Source organism: Actinomadura roseirufa, assembly GCF_900659635.1.
GTDB lineage: Bacteria > Actinomycetota > Actinomycetes > Streptosporangiales > Streptosporangiaceae > Spirillospora > Spirillospora roseirufa.
The window spans coordinates 1-5,990 of sequence record NZ_CAACVB010000374.1 but is presented as its reverse complement, the minus strand read 5'-3'; the positions used below and the strand labels follow the sequence as shown (position 1 = coordinate 5,990).

Sequence of the window (5,990 nt, the reverse complement as noted above, 5' to 3'; positions counted from 1 at the left end):
CGGCCGCGGCCGGCCCGGCGGCGACCGGGCCGAGCACGACCATCGCGACCAGGCACAGCACGGCGCCCGCGGCCGCCATCGCCATCCGCTCGTTGACCGCGCCGAGGACGACGGTCCCGGCCGACACCGCGGCGAGCACCCCGCCGACGATGACCCGGGTGTCGGACGGCCCGCCCGGCTCGGCCTCGACCTCCCGCATCGCGGCCAGCGGCGGCACCTGGGACGCCCGCAGCGCGGGCCCGAGCGCCGCCGCCAGCGTGACCAGCATCCCGACGGGCACCGCGATCAGGACCGACGCGGGCGACACGACCAGGCCCTCCATCGCGATCCCGATCCGCAGCCGCGTGAACAGCTCGCGCAGCAGCGCGGCGAAGCCCCAGCCGCCGGCGAGCCCGGCGAGCGTCGCGGCGCCGCCGATCACCAGGGCCTCGGCACCGACCACGGTGACCACCTGCAGGCGGCCCGCGCCGAGGGCGCGCAGCAGCGCCGACTCGCGGGTCCGCTGCGCCACCGTGATCGCGAACGTGTTGTGGATGCCGAACGCCGCGACCAGCAGCGCCACCCCGCCGAACGCGCCGAGGGCGATCCGGAAGGCGCGCAGGAAGCCGCTCTGCACGAGGTTCATGCCCTCCTCGACCTGCGCGTGCCCGGTGACGGCCTCGGTGCCGGGCGCGAGGACGGGGCGGACGCGGGACGCCAGCTCGTCCTGGCCGACCCCGTCCGCCGCGCGGATCCACACCCCGGTGATCCGGTCGGGGGCCCGCGCCACGTACCGGCGGGCGCCCTCCAGGGTGAACGCGGTGAAGGAGGTCTCCCCGAAGGCGTCCTGATCGCCGAACCTGCTGATCCCGACGACGGTCACCGGGACGCGGTCGGGCGTGAGGACCGCCGTCCGGTCACCGACGCGCAGCCGCCCCTTGTCGGCGGACATCTTGGTGATCACGACCTCGTCCGGCGCGCGGGGCGCACGGCCCTGGGCCAGCCGGTACGGGTTGAGCCGGGGGTCGGCCGGCCAGTTCCCCGCCGTGCGGGGACCGCGCGTCTGGATGGTCGTCCCGTCCTTGGCGAGCAACTGCCCCGACCCCTGGACGACCGGTTCGGCGTCGGCGACCCCGTCGACCTTCCTGATCCGGTCGAGGACGGACGCGTCGATCTGGCCGCGCGTGCCCCAGGCCTCGTCGCTGACGCTGGTGGAGTTGCGCACGCTGACGTCGGTGTCGCCGTACGCGCGCGAGAAGTACCCGTCGATACTGCCCGCAAGGGTGTCGCCCAGGACGAGCGTGCCCGTCAGGAACGTCACGCCGAGGAACACCGCCGTCAGGGAGCCGCTCAGACGCCGCTTGCGTCCCCACAGCTCTTTGAACACGAGCCGGATCACGACTGGGCTCCCAGCCCACGCATGCGGTCCAGGACCCGATCGGCCGTGGGCGCCTCCATGACGTCGACGATCCGCCCGTCGGCGAGGAACACGACCGCGTCGGCGTAACCGGCCGCCACCGGGTCGTGCGTGACCATCGCGACCGTCTGCCCCAGGTCGTCCACCGCGCGTCGCAAGAGGGCCAGGACGTCCGCTCCGGTACGGGAGTCGAGGTTTCCGGTCGGCTCGTCCGCGAACACGATCTGCGGTCGTGTGACCAGCGCGCGCGCCAGCGCGACCCGCTGCTGCTGCCCGCCCGACAGCTCGGCGGGCCGATGTGAGAGCCGCTCCCCCAGCCTCAGCACGCGGACCACCGTGTCGAACCACTCCTGGTCCGGGCGGGTCCCCGCCAGGGTCGTCGGGAGCATGATGTTGTCGCGCGCCGTGAGCGTCGGGAGCAGGTTGAACGCCTGGAAGACGAACCCGATCCTCTCGCGACGGAGCCTGGTGAGCCGCCGGTCCGACAGCACGCCGAGCTCCTGGTCCCCGACGTACACCTCCCCGGACGTCGCGTCCTCCAGGCCCGCCACGCAGTGCATCAGCGTCGACTTCCCTGCCCCGGACGGGCCCATGATGGCGGTGAAACGGCCGGCGGGGAACACGACACTGACGCGGTCCAGCGCGCGCACGGCCATGGCGCCCGAGCCGTACACCTTGGTCAGCTTGACGGTACGGGCGCCGCCCTCGGCGTCTCCGGAGAGGCCCCCGGCCCCGCCCGCGACGCCGCGCGCCTCGTCGTCCTCCGGCCGCCTCGCCCCTGCCGCGTTTCCCATGTCCGAGATCGTTTCGCTGTGCCATGGGGCGCGTCGTCAGGCCAGGAGAGGCAACCGCCGTGCTCCCCGGGCGGCACCCGGTCCCGGCCGTCTACAACCCGGGCGGTACACCGGACCGGCACACGAATGAGACGCGATGTCCAATTGTGATGCGCGCAACATACATGCAGGCTTGATTGCTTGTATGTCGCGCTCGTACCGTCGAGGCGTGCCAGTGAGCAATCGCCGCCGCCGACGCCCGAGCGGAGACCGCCGCACCCAGGAGGAACGCCGGTCCCGGACGCGGGCGAGACTGCTGGAGGCCACCGTGGAGTGCCTGGTGGACCTCGGCTGGTCGGGAACGTCCACCACCGAGGTGGCCCGCCGCGCGGGCGTCTCGCGCGGCGCGCAGCAGCACCACTACCCGGCCAAGATGGACCTCGTCGCCGCCGCGGTGGAGCACCTCCTGGAGGCGCAGCGGCTGGCGTACGAGACGGCCTTCGCGGTGCTGCCGAAGGAGCGGCGCAACGTCGAGGGCGCGCTCGACCTCCTCTGGGAGGTGTTCCGCGGCCGTCCCGCCAAGGCGCTCACCGAGCTGGCGGTCGCGGCCCGCACCGACGACGAGCTGCGGCCGCTCTGCCTCGACCTGAACGAGCGGATCCTGCAGGTCATCAAGGAGACGTTCGGGCGGCTGTTCCCCGCGAACACGCTGTCGGACGATCTCACCGACACCATGCTGCGCACCATGTTCGCCATGTTCGTGGGCCTGTCGGTGCAGCACGCGCTCGACGACGACGAGGGCGGCCACCAGGCGGCGGTGCTCCGCCAGCTCAAGGACGTGGCGCGGCTGGTCGTCCCCGAACCCGGCGCACCGGGGACCTTCACCCTCGGAGCGCCCGCCGCCACGGCCGACTGAACTCCGCCCCCCCGATCCCGACCCGACGTCCACCCCCGACCCTCCGCACCGAGCGGCGACCGGCCCCCGGGCCGGCCCCGCACCACCCCGAGGGAGCCCGACATGCCCGAAGCCCCCACCGAGCTCGCCGACGAGGTCCGCGAGCAGGTCCAGGACCGGAAGTCCTACCTCGGCGTCATCGATCGCCTGAACAAGGCGTCGGTCGACAAGCATTGGGAGGCCTACGCCGACATCCCCTGGGACGACCCTGAGTTCGCGGTCGACGGGGACGACCCGCGCTGGATCCTGCCCCCGTTCGACAGGCTCGGCGAGACCGCCTGGTACCAGGCGCAGCCGCCGGAGGTGCAGGCGCGGATCGGGCTGTGGCGCGTCGCGACCGCGATGAAGATCGGCCTGCAGTTCGAGAACCTGCTGAAGCGCGGGCTGCTGAACTACGCCTACCGGCTGCCGAACGGCCGGCCGGAGTTCCGGTACGTCTACCACGAGACGACCGAGGAATGTCACCACGGGATGATGTTCCAGGAGTTCGTGAACCGGACGAAGATGCCGATCCGCGGCATGCCCCGCTCGCTCAGCCTGGTCGCGCAGGCCGCCCCCTGGATCCCGCTGATCAGCACGGAGATGTTCTTCGTGTTCGTGCTCGGCGGCGAGGACCCGATCGACTACGTGCAGCGCAAGTCCCTCAAGGGCGGGCACATCAAGCACCCGCTCGAGCGGACCATCATGCGGATCCACATCGCCGAGGAGGCCCGGCACATCTCGTTCGCCCGGCACTACCTCAGGCACCGGGTGCCCGAGATGAACCCGCTGCGCCGCCGGATCCTCGGCATCGCGACACCGGTCGTCCTCGGGGTGATGGCGCGGATCATGCTGTCCCCGCCCGGCCCGATGGTGCGGCACTTCGGCATCCCGAAGGACGTCGTCAGGCAGGCTTACGGGTCGGGGGCCGCGCAGGCGGAGATCGCCAACTCCGTCGGCAAGATCCGCGACCTCATGGCCGAGCTCGGCGTGATCGGCCCGGTCGGCCGGCAAATCTGGAGGGCCTTCGGCATCTGGGACGAGCCGAAGCGGCGCCGCTCCGTCCAGGCGCCGGGGGCCGCCTGAGAGAGCCGGGGGCGGCACCGGTGCGGGGCGGCCGCCGTCCCGGACCCTACAATCGGTTAATTCAACATGACATCCAATGAGCTGCGGCGGACCGGAGCCCCCGGCCGGGCCCGTTGTGCAGGCCCGTTGGTCAGGCCCGTTGGTCGGGCACCCAAACCGAGCGGAGCAGGCATGAGCATCGCGATCGTGACCGGAGGCGCATCCGGCATCGGCCGGGCGATCGCCACGGCCCTGGTGGCGCGCGGCGACACCGTCGTGGTCGCCGACATCGACGCGGGGCGCGCCGCGGCCGTCGCGGACCGGCTCAACACCCTCCGCCGGGGCAAGGCGGCCTCCGCGCCGCTGGACGTCACCGACGCGGACGCCGTCACCGCCCTGTACCAGGGCGTGCGATCCGAGCACGGACGGCTCGATCTCGTCTTCAACAACGCCGGCATCGCGGTCGCGGGACTGGCCGAGGATCTCACCCTCGACCATTGGAACCGCACCATCGACGTCAACCTCAGGGGCGTCGTGCACGGCGTCCACGCCGCCTACCCGATCATGCTCGACCAGGGCGGCGGCCACATCGTCAACACCGCTTCGCTCGCCGGTCTCCTCCCGATGCCGCTCGGCATCCCCTACACCGCGACCAAGCACGCCGTCGTCGGCCTCTCCCTCGGTCTCCGCGCCGAGGCGGCGGGACGCGGCGTCAGGGTCAGCGTGGTCTGCCCGAGCTTCGTCGACACCCCGCTGCTCGCCAACATGAACCCGGGCCTCCCCGCGACGCCCATGAGCGGGGACGCCACGGACGGCATCAGGAGGGCGTCCCCGCGCCTCTACACCGCCGAGAAACTCGCCCGCGACATCATGCGCGGCGTCGACCGCAACCGCGCGCTCATCGTCGCCCCGGCCCACGGCCGGGCCGCCTGGCTCGGGGCCCGGCTCAGTCCCTCCGGCGCCGTCCGCGTGGCCCGCCTCGCCGTCGGCCGCGTCCGCCGATAACCGCCCATTCATCAAGACCATAGTGACGCTCGGACGGCTGCATTTCCCACTGTCCCTCTGCGGTGGAGCTCCTTCAGAATTCGCTCAGGCGCAATGGGCGGCGGTCCGTCGTATAGGCCGACGTAGGCTGGGGCGCGTGGAGCGCATACTGGTCAGTTCCTGTCTCACCGGCAGGCCCGTCAGATTCGACGGACGGGCCAAACCGGTTGGCGGCGATCTCTTTGAACGCTGGCGTGGAGAAGGGCGCCTGGTCCCGTTCTGCCCGGAGGTCTCGGGCGGGCTGGCCGTGCCGCGCCCGCCGGCGGAGATCGTCGGTTCCTCGCCGGAGGCGGATGGCGCGGCCGTCCTCGACGGGACGGCGAGGGTCGTCACCGATGCGGGTGAGGACGTGACGGACGCGTTCGTGCGCGGTGCCCGCCTGGCCTTGGAAGCAGCCGAGCGGGCCGGTGCGCGCCTCGCCATCCTCAAGGAGGGCAGTCCCTCCTGCGGGAGCCGGCGCATCCATGACGGGTCGTTCACGGGCGCGTCGAAGGTAGGCGCCGGTGTGACGTCCGCGCTCCTTGAGCGGTCGGGCATCGAGGTCTTCGGCGAGGACGAACTGGAGGCCGTCGCGGAGCGTCTGCACAGCCTGGAGAAATAAGAAAGGGCCCCGCCATAACGGCGGGGCCCCCTCCAAAAAGAGTCCGGCGGTGTCCTACTCTCCCACACAGTCACCCATGCAGTACCATCGGCGCTGAGAGGCTTAACTTCCGGGTTCGGGATGGGACCGGGTGTTTCCCTCTCGCCAAAACCACCGAACGACCAACCCCAACACCCC

At 72.1% G+C, this 5,990-nt stretch carries 6 protein-coding genes and 1 rRNA gene; 4 read left to right on the top strand and 3 right to left on the bottom strand.

What is annotated here, in order from left to right; translation table 11 throughout:
- Nucleotides 1–1,378: ABC transporter permease (locus tag E1291_RS38195; RefSeq protein ID WP_131742921.1), on the bottom strand; the 1,378-nt coding region annotated here is incomplete at its 3' end.
- Nucleotides 1,375–2,190 carry an ABC transporter ATP-binding protein gene (locus E1291_RS38190; RefSeq protein WP_131742920.1) on the bottom strand — a complete coding sequence of 272 codons (816 nt, stop codon included), beginning with the start codon at nt 2,188–2,190 and terminating at the stop codon, nt 1,375–1,377. The genes E1291_RS38190 and E1291_RS38195, both read right to left, overlap by 4 nt.
- Nucleotides 2,191–2,398: 208 nt before the next feature.
- On the opposite strand from E1291_RS38190, the gene E1291_RS38185 reads away from it, so the two are divergent.
- The 4 genes from E1291_RS38185 (at nt 2,399) to E1291_RS38170 (ending at nt 5,813) form a co-directional block, all read left to right on the top strand.
- A complete protein-coding gene (locus E1291_RS38185; protein ID WP_242614636.1) occupies nt 2,399–3,085 on the top strand; it encodes a TetR/AcrR family transcriptional regulator in 687 nt (228 codons plus the stop codon).
- A gap of 102 nt (nt 3,086–3,187) precedes the next feature.
- On the top strand, nt 3,188–4,189 hold the full coding sequence (locus tag E1291_RS38180; RefSeq protein ID WP_131742919.1) for an AurF N-oxygenase family protein: 1,002 nt from the start codon (nt 3,188–3,190) through the stop codon (nt 4,187–4,189).
- Between the two features lie 171 nt (nt 4,190–4,360).
- Nucleotides 4,361–5,173 carry an SDR family NAD(P)-dependent oxidoreductase gene (locus E1291_RS38175; RefSeq protein ID WP_131742918.1) on the top strand — a complete coding sequence of 271 codons (813 nt, stop codon included), beginning with the start codon at nt 4,361–4,363 and terminating at the stop codon, nt 5,171–5,173.
- A 136-nt stretch (nt 5,174–5,309) separates the two neighbouring features.
- Nucleotides 5,310–5,813 (top strand): 2-thiouracil desulfurase family protein, encoded by a 504-nt coding sequence (locus E1291_RS38170; RefSeq protein WP_131742917.1) that lies wholly within the window; start codon nt 5,310–5,312, stop codon nt 5,811–5,813.
- 41 nt (nt 5,814–5,854) lie between these two features.
- Here the strand turns inward: E1291_RS38170 and rrf are convergent.
- A 5S ribosomal RNA gene (gene rrf, locus E1291_RS38165) occupies nt 5,855–5,971 on the bottom strand.
- Nucleotides 5,972–5,990: the final 19 nt, after the last annotated feature.